Annotated in this window: 21 protein-coding genes; 12 read left to right on the top strand and 9 right to left on the bottom strand. The window is 62.0% G+C overall.

What is annotated here, in order from left to right:
• Positions 1-21: 21 nt before the first annotated feature.
• Together bcsN and D5400_RS16205 are read right to left on the bottom strand one after the other, a co-directional pair.
• Positions 22-972: a cellulose biosynthesis protein BcsN gene (gene bcsN, locus D5400_RS16210; protein WP_126010953.1), complete on the bottom strand. Its 951-nt coding sequence runs from the start codon at positions 970-972 to the stop codon at positions 22-24.
• A gap of 161 nt (positions 973-1,133) precedes the next feature.
• Positions 1,134-2,036: a LysR family transcriptional regulator gene (locus D5400_RS16205; protein ID WP_205665476.1), complete on the bottom strand. Its 903-nt coding sequence runs from the start codon at positions 2,034-2,036 to the stop codon at positions 1,134-1,136.
• Positions 2,037-2,138: 102 nt separating this feature from the next.
• Between D5400_RS16205 and D5400_RS16200 the strand changes: the two genes are divergently transcribed.
• From D5400_RS16200 to D5400_RS16190, 3 genes are all read left to right on the top strand, one after another.
• Positions 2,139-2,468 (top strand): nuclear transport factor 2 family protein, encoded by a 330-nt coding sequence (locus D5400_RS16200; protein ID WP_205665475.1) that lies wholly within the window; start codon positions 2,139-2,141, stop codon positions 2,466-2,468.
• Positions 2,465-3,247 (top strand): SDR family oxidoreductase, encoded by a 783-nt coding sequence (locus D5400_RS16195; RefSeq protein WP_126010951.1) that lies wholly within the window; start codon positions 2,465-2,467, stop codon positions 3,245-3,247. Before D5400_RS16200 ends, D5400_RS16195 begins: the two co-directional genes overlap by 4 nt.
• A 186-nt stretch (positions 3,248-3,433) precedes the next feature.
• The gene (locus D5400_RS16190; protein WP_126010950.1) at positions 3,434-3,751 is read left to right on the top strand and encodes a hypothetical protein; all 318 of its coding nucleotides are present in this window, start codon (positions 3,434-3,436) and stop codon (positions 3,749-3,751) included.
• 88 nt (positions 3,752-3,839) lie between these two features.
• Here D5400_RS16190 and D5400_RS16185 read toward each other — a convergent pair whose 3' ends face one another.
• The gene (locus D5400_RS16185; protein ID WP_126010949.1) at positions 3,840-4,127 is read right to left on the bottom strand and encodes a hypothetical protein; all 288 of its coding nucleotides are present in this window, start codon (positions 4,125-4,127) and stop codon (positions 3,840-3,842) included.
• Between the two features lie 162 nt (positions 4,128-4,289).
• Between D5400_RS16185 and D5400_RS16180 the strand changes: the two genes are divergently transcribed.
• Positions 4,290-4,973: a hypothetical protein gene (locus D5400_RS16180; protein WP_126010948.1), complete on the top strand. Its 684-nt coding sequence runs from the start codon at positions 4,290-4,292 to the stop codon at positions 4,971-4,973.
• Here the strand turns inward: D5400_RS16180 and D5400_RS16175 are convergent.
• From D5400_RS16175 to D5400_RS16160, 4 genes are all read right to left on the bottom strand, one after another.
• Positions 4,949-5,293 (bottom strand): hypothetical protein, encoded by a 345-nt coding sequence (locus D5400_RS16175; RefSeq protein ID WP_126010947.1) that lies wholly within the window; start codon positions 5,291-5,293, stop codon positions 4,949-4,951. The two genes, D5400_RS16180 and D5400_RS16175, sit on opposite strands and share 25 nt — an antisense overlap.
• Before the next feature lie 82 nt (positions 5,294-5,375).
• Complete coding sequence (locus D5400_RS16170; protein WP_126010946.1) at positions 5,376-6,665, bottom strand: O-antigen ligase family protein; 1,290 nt, start codon at positions 6,663-6,665, stop codon at positions 5,376-5,378.
• Positions 6,666-6,677: 12 nt separating this feature from the next.
• Positions 6,678-7,931 (bottom strand): polysaccharide biosynthesis/export family protein, encoded by a 1,254-nt coding sequence (locus D5400_RS16165; RefSeq protein ID WP_245451325.1) that lies wholly within the window; start codon positions 7,929-7,931, stop codon positions 6,678-6,680.
• Positions 7,932-7,975: 44 nt separating this feature from the next.
• Positions 7,976-8,656, bottom strand: coding sequence for a sugar transferase (locus D5400_RS16160; protein WP_126010945.1), 681 nt, complete (start codon positions 8,654-8,656; stop codon positions 7,976-7,978).
• A 540-nt stretch (positions 8,657-9,196) separates the two neighbouring features.
• Here D5400_RS16160 and D5400_RS21735 point away from each other — a divergent pair.
• Together D5400_RS21735 and D5400_RS16150 are read left to right on the top strand one after the other, a co-directional pair.
• Positions 9,197-9,496, top strand: coding sequence for an exopolysaccharide production repressor protein (locus D5400_RS21735; protein ID WP_126010944.1), 300 nt, complete (start codon positions 9,197-9,199; stop codon positions 9,494-9,496).
• A gap of 107 nt (positions 9,497-9,603) precedes the next feature.
• Positions 9,604-10,626 carry a glycosyltransferase family 2 protein gene (locus tag D5400_RS16150; RefSeq protein ID WP_126010943.1) on the top strand — a complete coding sequence of 341 codons (1,023 nt, stop codon included), beginning with the start codon at positions 9,604-9,606 and terminating at the stop codon, positions 10,624-10,626.
• Between the two features lie 18 nt (positions 10,627-10,644).
• On the opposite strand, the gene D5400_RS16145 is transcribed toward D5400_RS16150, so the two are convergent.
• Both D5400_RS16145 and D5400_RS16140 read right to left on the bottom strand, forming a co-directional pair.
• The gene (locus tag D5400_RS16145) at positions 10,645-11,598 is read right to left on the bottom strand and encodes a polysaccharide pyruvyl transferase family protein (RefSeq protein WP_126010942.1); all 954 of its coding nucleotides are present in this window, start codon (positions 11,596-11,598) and stop codon (positions 10,645-10,647) included.
• Complete coding sequence (locus D5400_RS16140; RefSeq protein WP_126010941.1) at positions 11,595-12,569, bottom strand: glycosyltransferase family 2 protein; 975 nt, start codon at positions 12,567-12,569, stop codon at positions 11,595-11,597. Before D5400_RS16140 ends, D5400_RS16145 begins: the two co-directional genes overlap by 4 nt.
• A 107-nt stretch (positions 12,570-12,676) precedes the next feature.
• Here D5400_RS16140 and D5400_RS16135 point away from each other — a divergent pair, with 107 nt between their 5' ends.
• The 6 genes from D5400_RS16135 (at position 12,677) to D5400_RS16110 (ending at position 19,155) form a co-directional block, all read left to right on the top strand.
• Positions 12,677-14,143, top strand: coding sequence for a lipopolysaccharide biosynthesis protein (locus D5400_RS16135; protein ID WP_126010940.1), 1,467 nt, complete (start codon positions 12,677-12,679; stop codon positions 14,141-14,143).
• Between the two features lie 166 nt (positions 14,144-14,309).
• A complete protein-coding gene (exoK, locus tag D5400_RS16130) occupies positions 14,310-15,110 on the top strand; it encodes an endo-1,3-1,4-beta-glycanase ExoK (protein WP_126010939.1) in 801 nt (266 codons plus the stop codon).
• A gap of 8 nt (positions 15,111-15,118) precedes the next feature.
• Positions 15,119-16,276 carry a glycosyltransferase gene (locus tag D5400_RS16125; protein WP_126010938.1) on the top strand — a complete coding sequence of 386 codons (1,158 nt, stop codon included), beginning with the start codon at positions 15,119-15,121 and terminating at the stop codon, positions 16,274-16,276.
• Entirely contained in the window at positions 16,273-17,301 is a 1,029-nt protein-coding gene (locus tag D5400_RS16120) for a glycosyltransferase family 2 protein (RefSeq protein WP_126010937.1), read from the top strand. Before D5400_RS16125 ends, D5400_RS16120 begins: the two co-directional genes overlap by 4 nt.
• On the top strand, positions 17,298-18,215 hold the full coding sequence (locus D5400_RS16115; RefSeq protein WP_126010936.1) for a glycosyltransferase family 2 protein: 918 nt from the start codon (positions 17,298-17,300) through the stop codon (positions 18,213-18,215). The genes D5400_RS16120 and D5400_RS16115 overlap by 4 nt, the downstream gene beginning before the upstream one ends.
• Positions 18,205-19,155, top strand: coding sequence for a glycosyltransferase family 2 protein (locus D5400_RS16110; RefSeq protein WP_126010935.1), 951 nt, complete (start codon positions 18,205-18,207; stop codon positions 19,153-19,155). The genes D5400_RS16115 and D5400_RS16110 overlap by 11 nt, the downstream gene beginning before the upstream one ends.
• The last annotated feature ends 38 nt before the right edge of the window (positions 19,156-19,193 follow it).

The raw sequence follows: 19,193 nt of genomic DNA, 5'->3' as shown, positions 1-19,193 counted from the left end.
ATAGATAAAGAAATAAATCACTTAAGGTTGTATTTGACGCGGTGACGTCTCGTTGGAAGGTGCCGGGGCGACTGTCGGAGGTGCTGGAACAATGGGAACAGCCGTCGCAGCGCTCGGCGGCGGCGGCACGATCGGGCCACGCACGACGGGCGCAGTGACCGGCACCTGTGCAGGCGCGGGCGCCGGGCCGGGTGCTACAGCGCGGCGGCTGACGGGGCGTCGAATGGGCTCGGGCTCCGGCTCGAGAACCGTTTCCATACGCTGTGGAACTGCCGGAAACACGGGCTTGCCTGTCACGCCCAATCTTGGGTCGGGCGGCGGCGGTGGGCCAAACGGGTTCCAGCCCGCTGCCGGAAAACCGCCGGTCACGGTATAGCCGTACATCACGGAAAGCAGGGCTTGTTCGCTTGCTCCCGTCTGACACAGGCGCAGCCGCGTCTGCATCGTTCCGCGCGGCGAGAAGGGTGCGGCTCTCGTCGGCCCGGTCACCCGCTGCCAGGCGTAAAGGCACAAATCGCGCCCGCTGCGCCCCACCGCATAGCCAAACGGCCCGAAGCTGTTTTGCGCATAAAGCGGCGAGCGCTGCATCGCCACGCCAGGAAATGCGGCGCGCATTTCGCGCTGGATCGTCGTTTCCGTGATGGGCAGGTTGGACAGAGACGTCTGCCCTGCCTCCGTGCCCATCGGCCCGAAAAGCTGGACGCGCAGCAGGTTCTGACCGGGAACGTTGGAGGCCGCCGACAGCGCAACATCCTGTTGGATCGCGTTGGAATAGCGTCGTTCCACGACATCGACGACCGAAGGGCCACCGGGCGGCGGCAAGACCAGCGCTTTGACGGCGCCGATGCGCTCATTGGTGGAGGCACGCTGCAGATCCGTCGGCGTTCCGCACCCGGCGAGAATAAAGCCAAGTAAGGCAATAGAAGTTGCGCTGACGAGGCGCGCCTTCCCATTCGCTTTTTCGTGCCGCATGTCGATCGTTTCAGGGTCGAATCAATTGAGCCTACAGTGGTCGACAGAATTCGCGAACGCAATTGCTCGATTGCTTCGGAGACGCATCCAAGGCGGCACTGATGCATTCTGGCACAGCTGTTGGATCGCATTGCGTAACGGGTTTTTATTGAGGCAATTGATTAGATTTTGCCCACCGACGCGGTCGCGCGAGCCATGTCGATGAAAGCGCGAAACGCAGCCGACGGGTTGCGGCGCCCCGGATAGTAGAGGCAGAGCGGCGCGCGCTGCGGCGTCCAGTCCTGAAGCAGGCGCACCAGGCGCCCGGCGGCGATGTCATTGCGCACATCGGCTTCCATGAAAAAGCCGATGCCGGTTCCCTCCAGCACGGCAATGCGGGCAAGGCTCGCCTCATCGAGCGTGATGGGTCCTTGAACATCGATCTGAACTGCATCCCCCTCCTTCTCGAAGTGCCAGCGATAGAGCGCGCCGTTGGGCAAGCGGATGCGGATGCAGGAATGGGTGAAGAGATCCGGAGGGACCATCGGCGCGCCCCGCGCCTCGAGATAGGCGGGCGTCGCAACGACGGCAAAGCTTTGAGGCTGCCCCACCGGAAGCGCGATCATGTCGGTCGGAACGAGGTCGGCACTGCGCAAACCGAGATCGAACCCTTCGGCGACAATGTCGACGATCCGCCCCTCCGTGACGAGGTCGACGTGAACCTGAGGGTAGCGCCGAACGAACGCCAGGACGAGCGGGGCGAGAATTTCCCGCGCAGCCGTCGGGAACGCATTGATGCGCAAGGTGCCGGACGGAATGTCCTGCTGCGAGCGCGCGACCGCCATGGCCTGCTGGATTTCCCGCAGCGCTGGACCGACCTGCTGGACGAATTGGCGACCGGCGTCCGTGAGTGAAACGCTGCGCGTGGTCCGGTTGAAGAGGCGCACGCCCAGCCGCTTCTCCAGCTTGCCGATGAGGTTGCTCAGCGCGGTGGTCGACAGACCGAGATCAAGCGCCGCTGCGCGAAACGAGCCCTTGTTGGCGATCGCGATGACCGCCTCGAGTTCCATCAGACCGTCCCGCATTGTCCCGCTTTTCGAAATTCCTCGTCCGCCTTTGTCCCAGTTATCGCGAGAGTCGTCCAGCCTTACCTTGATGTCAGCCGATGCCATCAAAGGAGAACAGTCATGGGTCCGCATCTGCCCAAGGTCATCGCCGAATATTTCGAAACAGACAGAACCGGAAGCGCGGAAGACGTGGCCGCGCTCTTCACGGAAGACGCCGTCGTGCGCGATGAGAAAAGAACGCATGTCGGGCGCGATGCGATCCGAGAGTGGAAGGCGAACGCGTCGAGCGAATACAACTACACGACAGAGCCTTTTGCGATCGCGGACAGTGCTGGCCGGAAGGTCGTCACGAGCCGCCTCGTCGGTGACTTTCCGGGAAGCCCCGTCGATTTGCGCTATTTCTTCGTCCTCGATGGCGACAGGATTGCGAACCTGGAGATCGTGCCATGACGCCGTTCATCAGTCTTGCGGGTAAGCGCGCGCTCGTGACCTCCGGCACGAAGGGGGCAGGGGCTGCGACAGTGGCGCTCTTCCGCTCGCTCGGTGCCCGCGTCATGACGAGCGCACGCACCAAGCCTCAGCCTTTCGATGACGACATTGCGTTCGTCGAAGCGGACCTGACGACCGTTGAAGGTTGCGCGACGCTCGCTGCCGCTGTGCTTGACGAGATGGGCGGTGTCGACGTCGTCGTCCACATGCTGGGCGGATCATCCGCACCGGCTGGCGGGTTCGCGGCACTCGACGACGGTGAGTGGAAGAAGGAACTGGATCTCAATCTGATGCCGGCCGTCCGTCTCGATCGCGCGTTGTTGCCCGGGATGCTCGATCGCAAAAGCGGCGTTGTCATCCACGTCACCTCGATCCAGGCGGCACTGCCATTGCCGGAAGCAACTACCGGCTACGCCGCCGCCAAGGCTGCGCTCTCGACCTATAGCAAGAGCCTGTCGAAAGAGGTTGCACCGCGCGGCGTGCGCGTCGTCCGGGTGTCACCCGGCTGGATCGAGACGGAGGCTTCCGTGAGCCTCGCCGAGCGGCTTGGCGCCGAGCACGGCGGCGGCGTGGAAGAAGGCAAGCGGCTGATCATGGCCTCGCTCGGCGGCATCCCGATCGGCCGACCATCCACTCCGGACGAGATCGCCAACCTGATTGCCTTCCTCGCATCCGACCGGGCAGCGAGCATCAACGGTGCCGAATTCATCATCGATGGCGGTACCGTGCCGACGGCATGACGGCCGAGACTGTCGGCGCATTCGGCCCGATTAAACGCGGGCCGAATGCTGATCGCCTCTTAGGACGACACAAGCTCCACGGCCGAAGGTCCGTCCGTCGACAGCAGACATACAGCCCTTTGGTACTGCCCCGGAACATCGCGCATCCGGGCCTGTTCCGTCTCCTCACGGAGAAGGAGATGTACGATGTCCAAGATCATGACAGTCGCAGCAATGATTGCCGCACTCGCCGTTTCCAGTGGAGCGGCCTACGCACAATGCGCCGACACTGAAGCAAATGCCGCAGGAGCTATATCCAAGGACGGATCGATCGCGCCTCTGGAAGGTGCGGCGGATGCGAACGCCAATGCGGAAACGGGAAGCGTCGCCAAGGATGGATCGACGATGCCGCTGGAAGCCAACGAAGACCAGGCAATGTCCTCCGATGACGTAGCGGCGCAGCAGCAGGGCGAGGAAACGTCTGCCGCAGCTGCCGACGAAGCCTGCCCGGACGATGCAGGCTGAGGATTTTTCTCAGCCGTTAGCAGCAGTCATGTCAGAGGTCATTGCGGGGTCCGTCAAGTCCCATTCAGAGTGGCCCTGATCAGCGCAGCTATCGGACGGTGGGCGTGCCGTCCGATCGCCAGATCACCGCGCCGGTTTCGGGGGCAACGACCTTTTCGATCTCGTCGGTAAAGAACATGTCGACGGTCGCGCCGCCTATGCCGGGTGAGATATTTGTCGTGACATGTTCGAAATCGTCACCGAGATCCTGGCCCCAGGCTATGTTGTAAACGCTGACAGTTCGCCCGCCCGAAAGCAGTACGTCGGTCAATTGCCCATTACGCTCGCGAAGCGCCGGAACGACGAGGCTGCAATGCTGGTGCGTTGGGCTGCTCATCGTTCCACGCTAGCAGAGCTGCAGGCCTACCACGACACCTGCGTTTCCAGGAGCCGACAGATCCATCATGCAACTGTCGCAATGAACGTCACAAAACTGTCATGAACTGCATGATGATCGTCCTCGACGTGGCGTGTAGCGTTGCGATGGAGATTGTCGGCCATGGCTGTACCTGCGGTTCGCATTGCCTCTTCGCGACTGCCGATCGCATCCGACGATATCAAGGTTGGGGTAGGCATCGTCATCGTCGCCGCTGCAATCTGCGCGCTCGTGCTGGTCGCCGACCAATGGTGGGGCGTGGACCATTATCAGCTGGTGCGCGATCCCAACGCGATCGCTAACAATCCGAACTATTTCGGCCTCGTCTCAAATCTCGGGATCGTCCTGTGGATTGCCGGAGCAGTTGGCGCGCTTCAGGCCTTCGCTGCCCTAAGACATACCCAGGAAAAGGCGTTCAGCGGTCTGCTCCTGGCCGGAGGCTGCTTTGCCGCGGTCATGGGCCTGGACGATCTTCTAATGCTGCATGAATCGATTGCAGCGACCGGTATCCCGGAAATCCTGGTGCTCGGTCCCCATGCCATTCTGCTGGCTGCGACGTGCTATCGAGCCTGGCTTCTGCAGGGAAGAACGCCATGGCTGCTGCTGGTCGCCTGCGTCGCGGCATTCGGCTGTTCGATGGTCGTCGATGTCGTGCCGGTCGAGTTCGCGGGGCAGGTGTTCATCGAAGAAAGCTTCAAGCTTCTTGGCATCATGTTCCTCACCGCCTACCTCGTGATCACGAGCCAGAAGGCGTTGCGCAGCGTGCCGCAAGACGGCTTTCGTCAAACGTCGCTCGAAGATCGGTAAGTGGCAATCCGCTGCAGAATGTCCTGATAGAATTCGGCCTGAACATCGAGATCCCGCAGGCGCGCTTCGCAAGACAGAACCGTGTCAGTCAGATCATCGATACGACCTTCCAGTTTGCGCTGATCGCTTTCGGCGGCCTGCGCTTCCATCGCGAAGGCGGCGTCCCCCACGGCTGCTTCGTATCGCCGACGAATGCCGTCGCTCTCGCGCCGCACTTCGTGGAACAGGGTCGTCGATAGTTCCGCAAGGCGGTCGAGGCGCCGCCTGTCGGTCTCTTTGTCCCGATCTCTGGACCGGATCCGAAAGTTCCAGGCGTTCATTCTTGTTGTCCTTCTGGTCCAGTTCGAAATTCGAGTGCAGCCGAAGCCTGTGATGCGTCGCCGCACCCATGCGGCTCTTCGGCTAGCTCAGACGGGCGGCTTCCATGCCCGGCCCGGGCGAACGTGCATCAAGGCGTGACCCTGCCGCCTTGGCGCTTTGCGGGCTTTCCTTGCGGGCCAAGCGACTGCCGGCGAAATACACCAGGAAGGAGCCGACCGAATACGGATACAGGCTATCGACCTCGGCGAAGGAGCGGATCACCATCAGCACCATCAATCCCAGAAGAATGTAGGACGAGCGGTCATGGTCGCGATTGAGCACGCGCAAGAGGTGGCCGACCACGATGGTCAGCAAGGTCGCGACAAGCAGCACGAAGCCGATTGCGCCCAGTTCCACGAGGGCCTCGATATAGGTGTTATGGAAGTGGAAGCCGCTGCGCGAACCGATATAGAATTCGGCCCACAGGCGTTCCGCCTCCGCAAATCCCTGGACCCAATAGGCTTGATAGCCGGTGCCGAGAAGCGGCGCCTCGCGAAACGCAGCCATTCCCTCCGACCAGAGATAGGTTCGGCCCGTCAGCGTCGCATCCTTGCCGAAAAGACCGAGCACGCCGTCGATCGCGCCGGCATTCACGGCGACGACCGCCAGCCCCACACCGAGGATGAGTGCTGCAATGAAACCGGCGCGCCGCATGGCCGGACGAAACGTCAAGATCAGCCTCAGCAGGACGAGCACGACCATCGTCAGCGCCACGCCGATGATGGAGGTCGCCGACTGCGAAGCGACCAGTGCATAGGCCGACAGCAGCCCGATGGCTGCGGCAAATCCTTTCGTCATGATGCCGAATGGAATGGCGAAGATGCAGATCCCGGCGAAGAAGACGCCGAGAGAGGCGTAGAAGCCCAACTGGTTCTTGGAAGCGAAGGCGCCAACGAAGCTGTAGGTCCCGTCGATGGCGTCGTAGTGGTAACCGCCGAACGCAAACGAATAGAGCAGCACGACCAGCACGCCAACGAGTACGCCGATTGTCAAAGTCCGGTCAGAGCAGACCCGTGCCGCGATGATCGCGCAGAAAATGTGCGAGGCATATTGCACCGCCCCGCGGGCGCTGACGCTTGGCGCGAGCGACCAGAAGACAGAAAATCCGCAAAAAATGCAGAAAGCCAGGATCCACGCGTAGTTCCAGGGATTGCCGAGCGCGCGGCGATAATCTACGGCGACGAGAAGCAGCCACACGCCATAGAAGGCGAGCACCGCTATCTGGCCGAAGATCGTCGAATAGGCGAAGACCACGATCGATAGTGCCAGCGCCGCGACGCAGTAAGGACCGTTCGAGCCTGGATCGAGAAAGTGCGCTTTGGCGATGCGCATCTAGCGGTCCATCTACTGGCTTGCCACGGGCTGTATATCGACCTTCACGACATCGCCAGGCAGCACCGGGGTGTTCTCGTTTGCCGGAAGCTCGGCCACTTCACCATTGGTGTCGCGCACGATGACATAGCCGATCTGGAGTTGATCACCGGAAGATGCACCGGCGGCCGCTTCCGGGGCACGTGCCAATGCTTCGAGGATCAGATTGCCCTGCGTCGTGATCTTCAACTCCGTCGCGTTCAGCTCGGCTTCCGTCTGTTGCAGATCCTGAGAGATGCCCGTCTCGTAGTCATCGCGCAGGGCATTGGCGTCCTGGGTCGCCTCGGCGATCGACTGGCGCGCACGCAGCGCAGCCGTCTCCATATCGAGCACACGGCCCTCCAGATCGGCAATCTGACGTTCCAGCGACAGCACACGCTCATTGACGACCAGCCCCCGCGTCGCGAGATCGCCGATGCCCGTAAGCTCGTCCCGCGCAAGGTCGGTCTGGCGCTGCTGGGTTTCGATCTTTCGCTCAAGCGCGGCTATCTCGCTCTCGAGCAGAGACTTCAGATCGTCGATCTCGGCCAGTTGAACGGCAAGGCGTTGCGCGCGCGAGGTCATGAAGGCCCGCTCGCTTTCAATCAAGCGCTGGCCTTCCTCGCTCGAGCTCAGCTCGGCAGGAAACTCGATCTCGTCACGGCCCGAGCTCTCGGCGAGAAGCCGCGCGCGTTTGGCGATCAGTCTGGAACGCTCGACAGCCAGAACGTCCCGCTGGCCGCTGGCATTGATGAAATCGCGTTCCAGTCGCATGCCCGTGTCGGTCGATCGGCGGATCCCGCCGGCGATGCTCACCGCCTTGAGGACGGTCAAATTCGGATCGAACGGGTAGCGACCGGGTGTTTCGACGTCGCCGGCCATGAAGATCGGGCGGAACTCGGCAAGCTCGACCGCTGCCTCGGGACGATCCATGAGGCCAAGCGTCTGCTGAAGCGCGTCACCGATCGTTGCGGCAAGTTCCTGGGTGGTCTTGCCGGCTGCCTCGATGTCTCCGACGAACGGCACCGAAATGCGGCCGGATGGTCCCACCGTGTAGTCTCCGGACACGGACGACCAGTCGCGCACCGCGCCTTCCGTCGTTTGCCATTCGACGACGCGGACGGTGACCTTGTCCATGGTGCCTAGCGTGTAGTCCTGAGCTGCTGCGGTCAGTGGCGCCGCGGAGGCGACCAGCATACCGACCAGATAGCCCAGGAAGCGTTTGTGCATGCCTGCGAAGAAATGCATCGTCTCTGTCCTTGGATTTCAGCTGCACCCGTCTCGTCGAGGCGTCAGTAGCTGCCGCGCGACGCGCAAACGGCGGGTATCGTCATCGCGATGATCTTGATGTCGGTGTAAAATGACCAGTTCTCGACATAATGCCGGTCGAACTCGATGCGCTGCTGGTAGGACACGTCATTGCGGCCCGAAACCTGCCAGAGGCCGGTAAGCCCCGGTCGCGACTGTAGATAGTGCGCTGCGGCATTGCCGTAGAGGTCGAGTTCGGATTGCACCACGGGACGCGGCCCGACAACGCTCATATCGCCGAGCAGAATATTGAAGAGCTGCGGCAGTTCGTCGAGGCTGAGCTTGCGCAATACGCGCCCAACGCGCGTGACGCGCGGATCATCCTTCAGCTTGCGGGTCTTCTGCCACTCGATACGGCTATCCGGGCACGTAGCAAGATGCTGTGTAAGCAATTCATCGCCGTTTTCGGCCATCGTGCGGAACTTCAGGCAGCCGAATAGCAGCCCATGCCGGCCAATTCTCTTATGCGCGTAGAAGACGCTGCCGCCGTCTGAAGCTTTGACGAGCAGCGCGAGCATGCAGAGCAGCGGCGCAAGAACAATGATGGCTGACAAGGCACAGACGATGTCGAACCCGCGCTTTCCCGCGCCTCCAATCGCGGGCGGCATAGACGACAAAGTACTGAGGTGGTCCGCGCGAGCGGACCATCTGGCGACTGGCTTCATGACACTCTCCAACTTCAACACCGCGCTTCTGCTGCGGTGCATCATAAACACCCCTGAGTGTGGTGGTTAAGTCAGATGTGTGCCGTTATTCAGACCGCTGAGCTCTTATCGATCATATTTTGTGACGTTGCGATACAAAGCACGAATATCCTCGTTGATAAAAATCAAAAATAGAATTAATCGTCGCGGCTAATGAACGTGATTATAGAGATATATTGTTTCATATAATTCCATTGAGCGTGGATTAGGCGGAGTTCAGCGAGATATACAGAATTTAACATGCGAATTGATGGTGTCCAGTTTACCAAATATTTCTGATTTTGCTTAAATGTCCTCGCCGATAATGATGCAGCGCAACCAAACGATCCATATGGAACATTGCGGTAGCGCGGCTATGTGGGATATGTTGAAGGTCGGGCTCGCAGAGCGGATGGCTTGTCATTGGAGGATGCAGCCGATCAGTCCGACTTTCTGTGAGTGGGTAGGTTCAGGGCTTGGCGGGCCGCTGCGACCATCTTTGATGTCTGGGCGAGGCGGGTAATGTCCTTTCTGCTTTTCTTTCGCGGTATGATCGCAACGCTCGTCGTTTTTGCGATTGCAACCTTTGCGTTGACGCAATCCGCCTGGACAACCTTCGTCAGCACCGCCATTTGCGCCGTGACGATCCAGGTCGGCTATTTTGCGGCAATCTTGTTCATGGTCTGGCGCGATAGCGGGAAGGAAAACGAAGCCGCGCAACGCGCCGAACGTGAAGGTCGCACCCAACACCCCAGCGCTGCAGACAATACTGACAGCTCGTCCTCTCGCCCCATCGGTACCGTGACCCGCCCCCGGCATTAGCGGCACCTGCACGGTTGCTGCACAGCACCATTTCGCCATAGTTTTCGGAAATCACGGCAGGACACCGCCGCCAATGGCGGATCGCTCCATGACGAGAGAGGCCCGAGATGGCAATTCCCGCGGGCAGCAAGCCGGAGGCCCCGGTCTGCGTCATCATCGCAGCAATGAACGCCTCGGCAACAATCGCCCGGGCTGTTCGCTCAGCGCTCGACGAACCAGAAGTCGGCGAAGTGATCGTGGTCGACGACGGCTCGAGCGATGCGACAGCCGCGGTGGCCACGTCAGTTGACGATGGCAGCGGTCGCTTGAAGGTCATTTCACTGCCTGAAAATGCCGGCCCTTCCTATGCCCGTAATCGGGCGCTCGAAGCGTCAAGCGCCGCGTTCGTCGCCATTCTGGATGCTGACGATTTTATCCTGCCGGGTCGATTTCAGCGGCTTCTTCGTCAATCCGCCGACTGGGATTTCATCGCAGACAACATCCTGCTCATCGATGCCGCGCAAGCCGATGCGCCTCTCGACGTGGCCGACATCGCCGAAGATGCCTACACGCTCACGACGCTGCAGTTCATCGAAGGCAATATTTCGCAGCCCGGCGTCGAGCGCGCGGAGATCGGATTTCTCAAGCCGGTGATGAAGCGTGCTTTTCTCGACCGCCACGGGCTGCGCTATGACGAGACGATGCGGCTGGGGGAGGACTATGATCTCTATCTGCGTGCGCTAGCGAGCGGCGCCCGATACCGCGTGGTCCATACTTGTGGCTATGGCGCGACCGTACGGGCGAATTCGCTGAGCGGTCGCCACCGCACGGTCGACCTGAAAATGCTCTACGAGGCCGATCAGCGCATTGGTGCAGAGTTCGAGCTGACTGCCGAGGAACGAGGAGCGCTTTCCCGGCACGAGGCGCAGATCCGCAGGCGCCACGACCTTCGATCGTTCCTCGACAGGAAGAAGGAGATCGGCCTCAGCGCTTCCGTTGCTCAGCTTCTCGGACGTCCGCGCACCCTTTGGCACGTGATGACCGATGTCCTGCGCGACAAGAGGCGGGCTCGGCTCTCCCGAAGCAACGCGAAAACACCGGCGATCCTGCCGCGCTATCTGCTTCCCGCGCGGAACGCCGACGAAGAATAGTCGCTTCTAGTCAACGCCTTAGAAATAATCTCTGCGGATATCGTCGAGCACGGCGGAGAAGCGCGCTTTGCGCTCATTCAGGCGCGCTTCGTCGCTGAGCCGCGCGGGTGCTCGCGCTGCTCGCCAAAGTGCAAGCGTCGCCGGACCCGAAAGGATTTGCTTCGTCAACTGCCGCAAACCGGAGCTGCCGGCCTGATCGGCAGGAGCGTGCCGCTCGAGCACTGTCGTTCCGTCCGGAGAGGGGGCGGTGGCAGTCATTTTCCGGTTGGCGAAATCCACACCCCAGAAGGATGCACCCTTTGCGATAGCCTCGGCGCGCGACGAGATCGGCAGCCGCCGCGGTGCATATTCCACGCCGACCGAGCGAGCCCAATCGGTCCATTTGAAACTGTTGATGCTGTTCGAGGTCGTTACCGCGACCCACGGCACCCGGAATGCGTCGGCGAGGATGGCCGCATGCATCGATTCTGCGACGACCAGTTCCGCGCTCGCGATGGCGCGGATCACCGATTTCGCTTCCCCGCAGGGATCGACATACCCCATCCCCGCCAGACGGCAGAGTTCGGGCCAGAGGCTGCCGATCGTCGATTCCCAGTGCGGCACGAAGATCGTGCCGCCATTGCGCTTGATCGATTGGAATTCCGGCATGTCGGCGACCATCACCGCCGGATCGATGATGCCGAGCGCTTCCGGCAAGCCGACCTTTTCAGCCGTCAACGGGCCACGCACGCAGCGGATGTCCCAGAGCGACGTGTCGCTCATGTCAGGCAGCGCGCCGTAGCCGAATCCGGATCCGATGACGAGCTTGCGCCCGCCGCTTTGCAAGAGATCCGCATTCAGAACCGTCCCGACGCCGACGAGCAGCACATCGGGTGCCACATCGCGAAAGCCCGGCAGCAGGAAGTCCCAGAGCCAGAGATTGAGATCGTCACCGAAATTGCCGTGGTCGGATTCCCAATAGAAAGGTGTCATGGCCGCTCCGCCTGCTTCCTGAATTTTGATAGGGCAAGGCCAAACGCGCTCGCCATGAGCTTCGGATCGCGCCAGGCCCATCGGGCCAGCTCGCCGAGCTGAGGCGGTCGGCGGTGCTTGATGAGCTTTGCTTGCCCCCACAGCGCCTGGCGACGGGCGGTCTGCTTGTAGCCTTCAATCGAGGCAAGGTCCTTCGGCGCGTGGTCGAACTGCCGCTCCAGCCGGTCGAGCGCAGCCCAGGTGTTGAATTGTTGCTTCAGGAACTGCGGCGAGGTGTTGTCGACACCGTGGAAGATGTTGAGCCCTTCGCCACGCACCGCACCGGGCGTGTCGCTGAGGATCGACCGGCTGGCCTTGCGCACGCATTCATAGAAAAAGAGCACGTCCTCCGCGGCCAGCCTGAGGCTTGCCTCGAACCGGATGGTTCGAAAGAGCGGGGCGGCAATCACCATGCAGGACAGGTGCATGAAGCTCCAGTTTTCGAGCATCACGCCAGGAAGATCTACCGCTTCGAAGATCGGCGGGTCGTCCGAGAGCCGGGACAGTTCTGTCCGTTGGCTGAGCGCCGTCATGTCGAAATGGTAATGGAAGGCGTCACCGCCCCCGATCGCGGCGAAATAACACTGGGCATCAAAAAGTGACAGCGCAGAGAGCGCAATTTTCAGATGGTCGGGCGTCCATTCATCATCGGAATCGAGGAAGGCCACATAGTCGGAATCCGCTGGAACACGGTCCAATCCGGCATTTCTGGCCGCTCCCGGCCCACCATTTGGCTGTTTGACGATGATCAGCCGGTCCAACTGCCCCGGATTGATCCCATCAAGCTCCGTTTCGATAGGGCAAGGGGATTCGTCATCCACCACGATGACGTCAAAATTCGCGTGCGTCTGGGCAAAGACAGAGGCCAGCGCACGGCGCAGAATGCCGGGCTCGCGCTGGTAATAGGGAATGACAACGCTGCATTTCGTCATGTCTTTCAGCCTCTTGGCTCCGCGGCTTGAACCGGGAGATGGAAACGAAACGTGGCTTTCCGCCGATATCTGACCGGCGAAATCCGACAAGACGAAAGAGCCCCTCGATGCCTCCCGCCATCTCGTTGAAGACTGTCACGAACAATGTCGGTTGGAGCGTCCTGTCAAAGACGAGCACATTCGGGCTGAAGTTTGTCACGGTTCCGATCCTGGCCCGGCTGCTGTCGCCGGAGGAGTTCGGTATCGTCGCCGTGGCCCAGACCGTCGTGCTGTTTTTGACGATGGTCGGCGGGGCAGGGCTCGCTGCAGCACTCATCGTCGAACGGACGGAGGACGAGGAGACCATCCATTCGGTCTTCTGGACCAATCTCGTCATCGCCATCGTGATGGCTGCTGCCCTCTATGTTTTTGCCGAGGAGCTTTCGGCGCTGATGGGAGCACCCGGCGGCGGTATGGTGCTGCAGGTTCTCGCCTTCCTGATCCCCATCCAGCTGTGTGGCGATGTCGCCTACGCTCTGCTTGCCCGGCGCATGGCGTTCGACCGTGACGCGTTCTGGAGCGTGCTCTCGGAGTCGGCCGGTGCGATCGGTGCCGTCGTGCTCGCGCTGGTCGGGTTCGGGCTCTGGGCGCTCGTCGCGCAGCTCTTCATCTCCGCGACGCTGCGTCTTCTCGGATTGTTCATGGCCACCGGCTACCGGCCGCGCTTGGCTTTCTCTTTCGCCCGCGTCCTGTCGCTCGGCCGCTTCAGCGCCGGGCTGATGGGATCGGAGGTCTTCAACTTCATCACCTTCCAATCGCCGCTCATCGTCATATCCCGGATCCTCGGCATTGCCGACGCCGGCGCCTATTCGGCCGCCAACCGGTTCTCCAGCATCCCGAACCAGGTGGTGCTCGCGGCCCTGATGGGGGTGCTGTTCCCGACCTTCAGTCATATGGCCGAAGACCGCGAGCGGCGCTGGCGCGCCCTTTTCCTTTCGACGCAGGTCTGCTCGCTCATTCTCGCGCCGATGATGTTCGGCCTATGGGCCGTGGCGGAACCGGCCATGCTGGTGATCTTCGGCGAGCGATGGGCTTGGGCCTGGCCGGTGCTCGGCCTGCTTGCGCTTTCCAAAGGCATCCTCGCGCCATGCAGCACGTTCATTCCCTATCTCAAGGGCATCGGCCGCAGCGGCGTCCTGTGGTGGGTAGCGGTCGCGCGCGCTGGCATCGTCACCGCTGCGGTTGCCTATGGCGCGGTCAGCGGCGGCCTCGTCACGGCCATGGTCTGGCTCTGCATCGCCAACGGGCTGACGCTGTTCTTCTACAGCTATGCGGTGTTCAGGGCCGACGGTCGCCCGTTCTGGCGCAGCTTCCTGATCCTCTGCCGCCCCATGATCATCGCCTTCGCCATGGCCTTGGCGACCAAGGTGATGCTGGAAATGAGCGGCGACGCGATTGGCGGACCAATCATGCAACTCGCAGTGGCGGGGCTATTCGGCGCCGTGCTCTACGCCGTGATGATCGTGCCTCTGGAGTGGACGCTCCTCAAAGACCTCGTTCAAAGCATTCGCAGGTCTCGTCTCGCAAAAGCGTGACCCTGTCACGGCCGGACCGGATAACGCCTGCTCACAAATCGTTATCGCCAACAGACGCGTTTCGCTCGCCAAGTCACATTGTGCACCGCAAACTCGAATAAGAATTGCCGAAGGGAGGTCGTGGTGCGGTCCGGGGCGAGGCGGGCCAAAGTTGGAGTGGTGTAACATGCGTTCGTCCCTGTCGGCAGCCAATGGCTGCAAGCTCATTTTGCCTACCTTGCTGGTCTTCGCCGTGGTGCCGGCCGAGGCGCAGGAAATCCAACGCAATCAATCCTTCGTCGAGAATTTCGCCGATCGTCTTCATCCTGCCCGCTGGTACATTTCCGATGGCTGGAACAATGGTGCTCACCAGAACTGCACGTGGTCGAGGGATCAGGTCAGCGTAGCGGACGGGCGTCTGAAGCTGGCGTTCGAGCGACGCACGCTCGGCGAGCGGGACCATGTCTGTGCGGAAGCCCAGACCCATGCCCGCTTTCATCACGGCACCTACGAAGTGCGCATGAAGGCGGTGGAAGGCTCCGGCCTCAACACGGGCTTCTTCACCTATATCGGCCCGGTCCACAATCAGCCGCATGACGAGATCGACTTCGAGATCCTCGGCAAGGATCCGTCGCGCGTTCAGGTCAATCAATATGTCGATGGCCAGAATGTCGGCGCCGAGAAGCTCGTGCCGGTCGAGGGCGGCGCAGCAAGCGACTTCAACGACTATGCCTTTGTCTGGGAAGAAGACCGCATCACTTGGTATGTGAACGGCGACCTCGTGCACGAGGAAACCGATCCCGCGAAGCTGCCGAGCCATCCTGCCAAGATCTATATGAGCGTCTGGGGTTCTGACACGCTCACATCCTGGATGGGCGCTTTCGAAGACAGTGACGCGCCTCGGGTCGCGGAAATCGACCGCGTGTCGTTCACCGCGCTCGGCGAAGAGTGCCAGTATCCCGAATCTCTCGTCTGCATGATGGATTGAGGTGCGCCATGCCGGCCATTCTTTATCTCGTTCATGATGTGACAGACCCGGCCGTCGCCAAGCGCGTGACGATGCTGTCGGCCGGTGGCGCAACGGTGCGCGTTGCGGGGTTCAGGCGGGAAGGGCGACAGGCTCCGGCAAGGCTCGGTGCCGGTGCGCCGATCGACCTCGGCATGACCCGCGACGGTCAATTTGCCCAGAGAATTGCTGCAGTGGCCCGTGCAGCGCTGGGCCTTAAGCAGGCACTGGCGGGCTTGGCGGCGCCTGACATCATCATCGCACGCAACCTCGAAATGCTGGCGCTCGCGCATCGCGTCGCTGGCCTTTACCGGTCGCCCCCGGCAATTGTGTATGAATCGCTCGACATTCACCGTCTGCTGCTCGGCAGCGGCGCCGTTTCCTCGACGCTTCGGACTGTCGAGCGCAGGCTCGCCGCAGATGCCGCGCTGCTGATGACGAGCTCTCCCGCATTTCTGCGCGAATATTTCGAGCCCTATGGCCAGGTGAGCGCACCCGTCGAACTGGTGGAGAACAAGGTGCTGGCGCTTGAAGGAGAGCGTGGAGTGCCGCAGCTCGGCCCGCGTTTCGAGCGCCCCTGGGTCATCGGCTGGTTCGGAGCGCTGCGTTGCAGTCGTTCGCTCGCCATCCTCAAGGACGTGGCCAGCCGCATGGACGGCGCGATCGAGGTGGTCATGCGCGGCCGCCCGGCCTACCGCGAAATTCCGGATTTCGATGCGCAGGTCCGTGATGCGCCCCATCTGCGCTTCGAGGGTGCTTACGAGCCGGAAGACCTGCCGAGCCATTATGTGGCGGTTGATTTCTGCTGGGCGATCGACTTCTTCGAGGCAGGCCAGAACTCCGAATGGCTGCTGCCGAACCGGCTCTACGAAAGCGGTGCTCATGGCGTCGTGCCGATCGCGCGCGCCAACACGGAGACTGCGCGTTTCCTGCAGGCGCGAAATATCGGCATCGTGCTCGACGAAGGCTCGGCCGATGATCTCGTCGCGAGGCTTTCGGATCTAACAAAGGAAGAGCTCCAGCGTCTCAGCGCGCGCCAGCAGGCGCTCGATGCATCGACCTGGACCTATGGCGTCGAAGACTGCCGGGCGCTCGTACAGCGGCTCGCAGCGCTTGCACCAAGCCAGCCTATGGAGGCCGCCGCATGAGCGATACGATGCTTGCTATGCCAAGATGCTTCGTCGTGATCCCGACGCTGAACGAAGAGGCGCATATCGGCGCTCTCCTTGAGCGGTTGATGCCCTCGGCCGAGCGGCTGGACTTGACGATCGTGGTTGCAGACGGCGGAAGCCACGATTCCACCTGCGAGATCGTCCGCGCTTTCGCGGCAGCCGAGCCGCGCGTAAGGCTGCTCGCCAATCGGCGCAAGCTGCAGGCTGCAGCCGTCAACCTCGCGGTCGCCCAGTTCGGCGATGCATTCGATTGCGTTATCCGCATCGATGCCCATGGCGATTATCCGCAGGACTATTGCGACCGCCTCATCGAGGACTTCGTCGCGACCGGTGCCGATGCGGTCACGGTCTCGATGATGACCAAGGGCGAGGGGCCTTTTCAGAAGGCGACCGCGATCGCTCAGAATTCGCCGCTCGGCAATGGCGGTTCCAAGCATCGCGAAGGGGTAGCCGGTCACTGGACCGACCATGGCCACCATGCGCTGATGCGGATCTCCGCCTTTCGCGCCGTCGGCGGCTATGACGAAAGCTTCAGCCACAACGAGGACGCCGAACTCGACTATCGCCTGCGGCAGGCGGGCTACCGCATCTGGATGACCGACCGGACGATCATGACCTACTATCCACGCGCCAGCGTTTTGCCGCTCTTCAGGCAGTATCTCGGTTATGGCCGCGGACGGGCAAAGAACCTCCTGAAACACCGCGCTGTGCCGAAGCAGCGCCAGATGATCCCGATGATGGTGCTGCCCGCCGTTGCCGGCACGGCTCTCGCCGTCATTCACGCGCTTGCCGTCCTGCCCGCATTGGCCTGGATCGGTGCCTGCCTCGCCTATGGGATCTTGATCGCCGTGCGCGAGCGCACGTCGCTCGGCCCCCTTGCAGCCCTCTCGGCCATGGTCATGCATCTGGCCTGGTCCATCGGCTTCTGGCTGCAGCTGGCGGGGATCGGTCGCTCGCAAAAAGCCTCGACCCATCCGGCGGCGGAGGGATTGGCACGATGACCAGCGTCGACATCTGCGTCTGTACCTATCGCCGGCCGCAGCTGGCCGACACGCTGTCGTCGCTCGCGGCATTGAGCTTGCCGGCCGGCACGACACTCAGGATTATCGTTGCGGACAATGACGTAACGCCGAGCGCTGCGCCGCTGGTCAAGCGTATCGGTGAAGCTCATCCCTTCCCGATCCGCTACCTGCATTGCCCGGCATCCAATATCTCGACCGCCCGCAATGCCTGCCTCGATGCTGCGGTAGCCGACTTGATCGCCTTTATCGACGACGATTGCACGGCATCGCCGCAATGGCTGACAGCGCTCCTGCAGGAGATGCAGAACAGTGGCGCGGATGCGGTCCTCGGCCCGGTCGAGGCTATGTATGCCGACGGGGCGCCCGGTTGGATGCGGCGTGGGGATTTCCATTCCACACTGCCGGTCTTCGTGCGTGGGGAATTGCGCACCGGCTATACCTGCAACGTGCTGATGCGCCGAACGGCGCCGCCGCTTGCCGGCCGCCGCTTCGATCTCGCACTCGGGCGCACAGGCGGCGAGGACACGCAATTCTTCACCCAGATGCGGCAATCCGGCGGAACGCTTGCCTTCGCGCCTAATGCCCAAGCCAGCGAACCGGTACCGGCCGAACGGGCAAGGTTGTCCTGGCTGGCGAAGCGGAAGTTCCGCACGGGCCAGACCCATGGCCGGCTTCTCGCAACATCGCAGCAGTTGCTAAAGATCAAGCAGGTCGCGATAGCCGGCGCAAAAGTCGCGTTCTGTGTGGCTGCAGCAGCCCTGTTCGTCCTTTCGCCCGTCAGGCGAAACAGGCAGGCCCTGCGCGGAGTGATGCATGCCGGGGTCGTCAGCGGCCTCATCGGCGTTCGCGAAATCGTGCTCTACGGCGAAGGCGGGCAAAGCCATGCAGCCTGATGTCAGCATCATCATCGCCGCCTATAACGCAGAAGACACGGTCGCGCGCGCTGTTCGCACGGCGCTCAAGCAGGACGGCGTAAAGGTCGAAGTCATCGTGGTGGACGACGCCTCCGTCGATGACACGCCCGATAGCGTGTCGCGGATCGACGATGAGCGGGTGCATCTCATCCGGCTTGCCGAGAATGGCGGGCCAGGGGCAGCCAGAAATGCCGGTCTCGATGCCGCGACCGGTCGCTACGTCGCCGTACTGGATTCCGACGACACGATGCACCCCGAGCGCATGGCGCGGCTCGTTGCCCGCGCCGACCGCGAGCAGGCCGACATCGTCGTCGACAATATCGAGATTGCGGGTGATGCGGCGCCGAGGGGCACGCTGATGTTCCCGCCGGACTCGCTTGGCAAACTCGGCAAGCTTGATCTGGCGGCCTTCATTGCCGGCAACCGGATGTTCGATCGGGGCTATTCGCTGGGTTACATGAAGCCGATGCTGCGCCGTGATTTCGTTGAGACACACGGGCTTAGCTACGACATCAGCCTGCGCATCGGCGAGGATTACATCCTGATCGCTTCCGCGCTCGCAGCAGGCGCCCTTTGCGTCGTCGAGCCGCAGCCAGGCTATGTCTACCACATCCGTGATGGCTCGATTTCGCGCGTTCTGGAACAGCGGCACGTGGCAGCCATGCTCCGCGCCGACGAGGTCTTCGTGGCAAACCACCACCTGGACGACCGGGCGAGGCAAGCCCAGGCGCGGCGCAAGCGCAGCCTTGAGGAGGCTGCATCCTTTCTGCGCCTCGTCGACGACATCAAGGCCAAGGCACCGATGCGGGCGCTGCGCACCGCGCTCCATGACCCGCGCGCCGTACTGCATCTCAAAATGCCGATCATGGCGCGTGTACGGCGCCTCCTACCAAAAGGGCGGCTTTTGGAGAGCCGCTGACAACCTGCAGATTTTGGAGGGCTGGGGGCGCTCAAGAC

Source organism: Georhizobium profundi (genome assembly GCF_003952725.1).
Lineage (GTDB): Bacteria > Pseudomonadota > Alphaproteobacteria > Rhizobiales > Rhizobiaceae > Georhizobium > Georhizobium profundi.
This window is presented reverse-complemented; position numbering and strand designations above follow the sequence as displayed.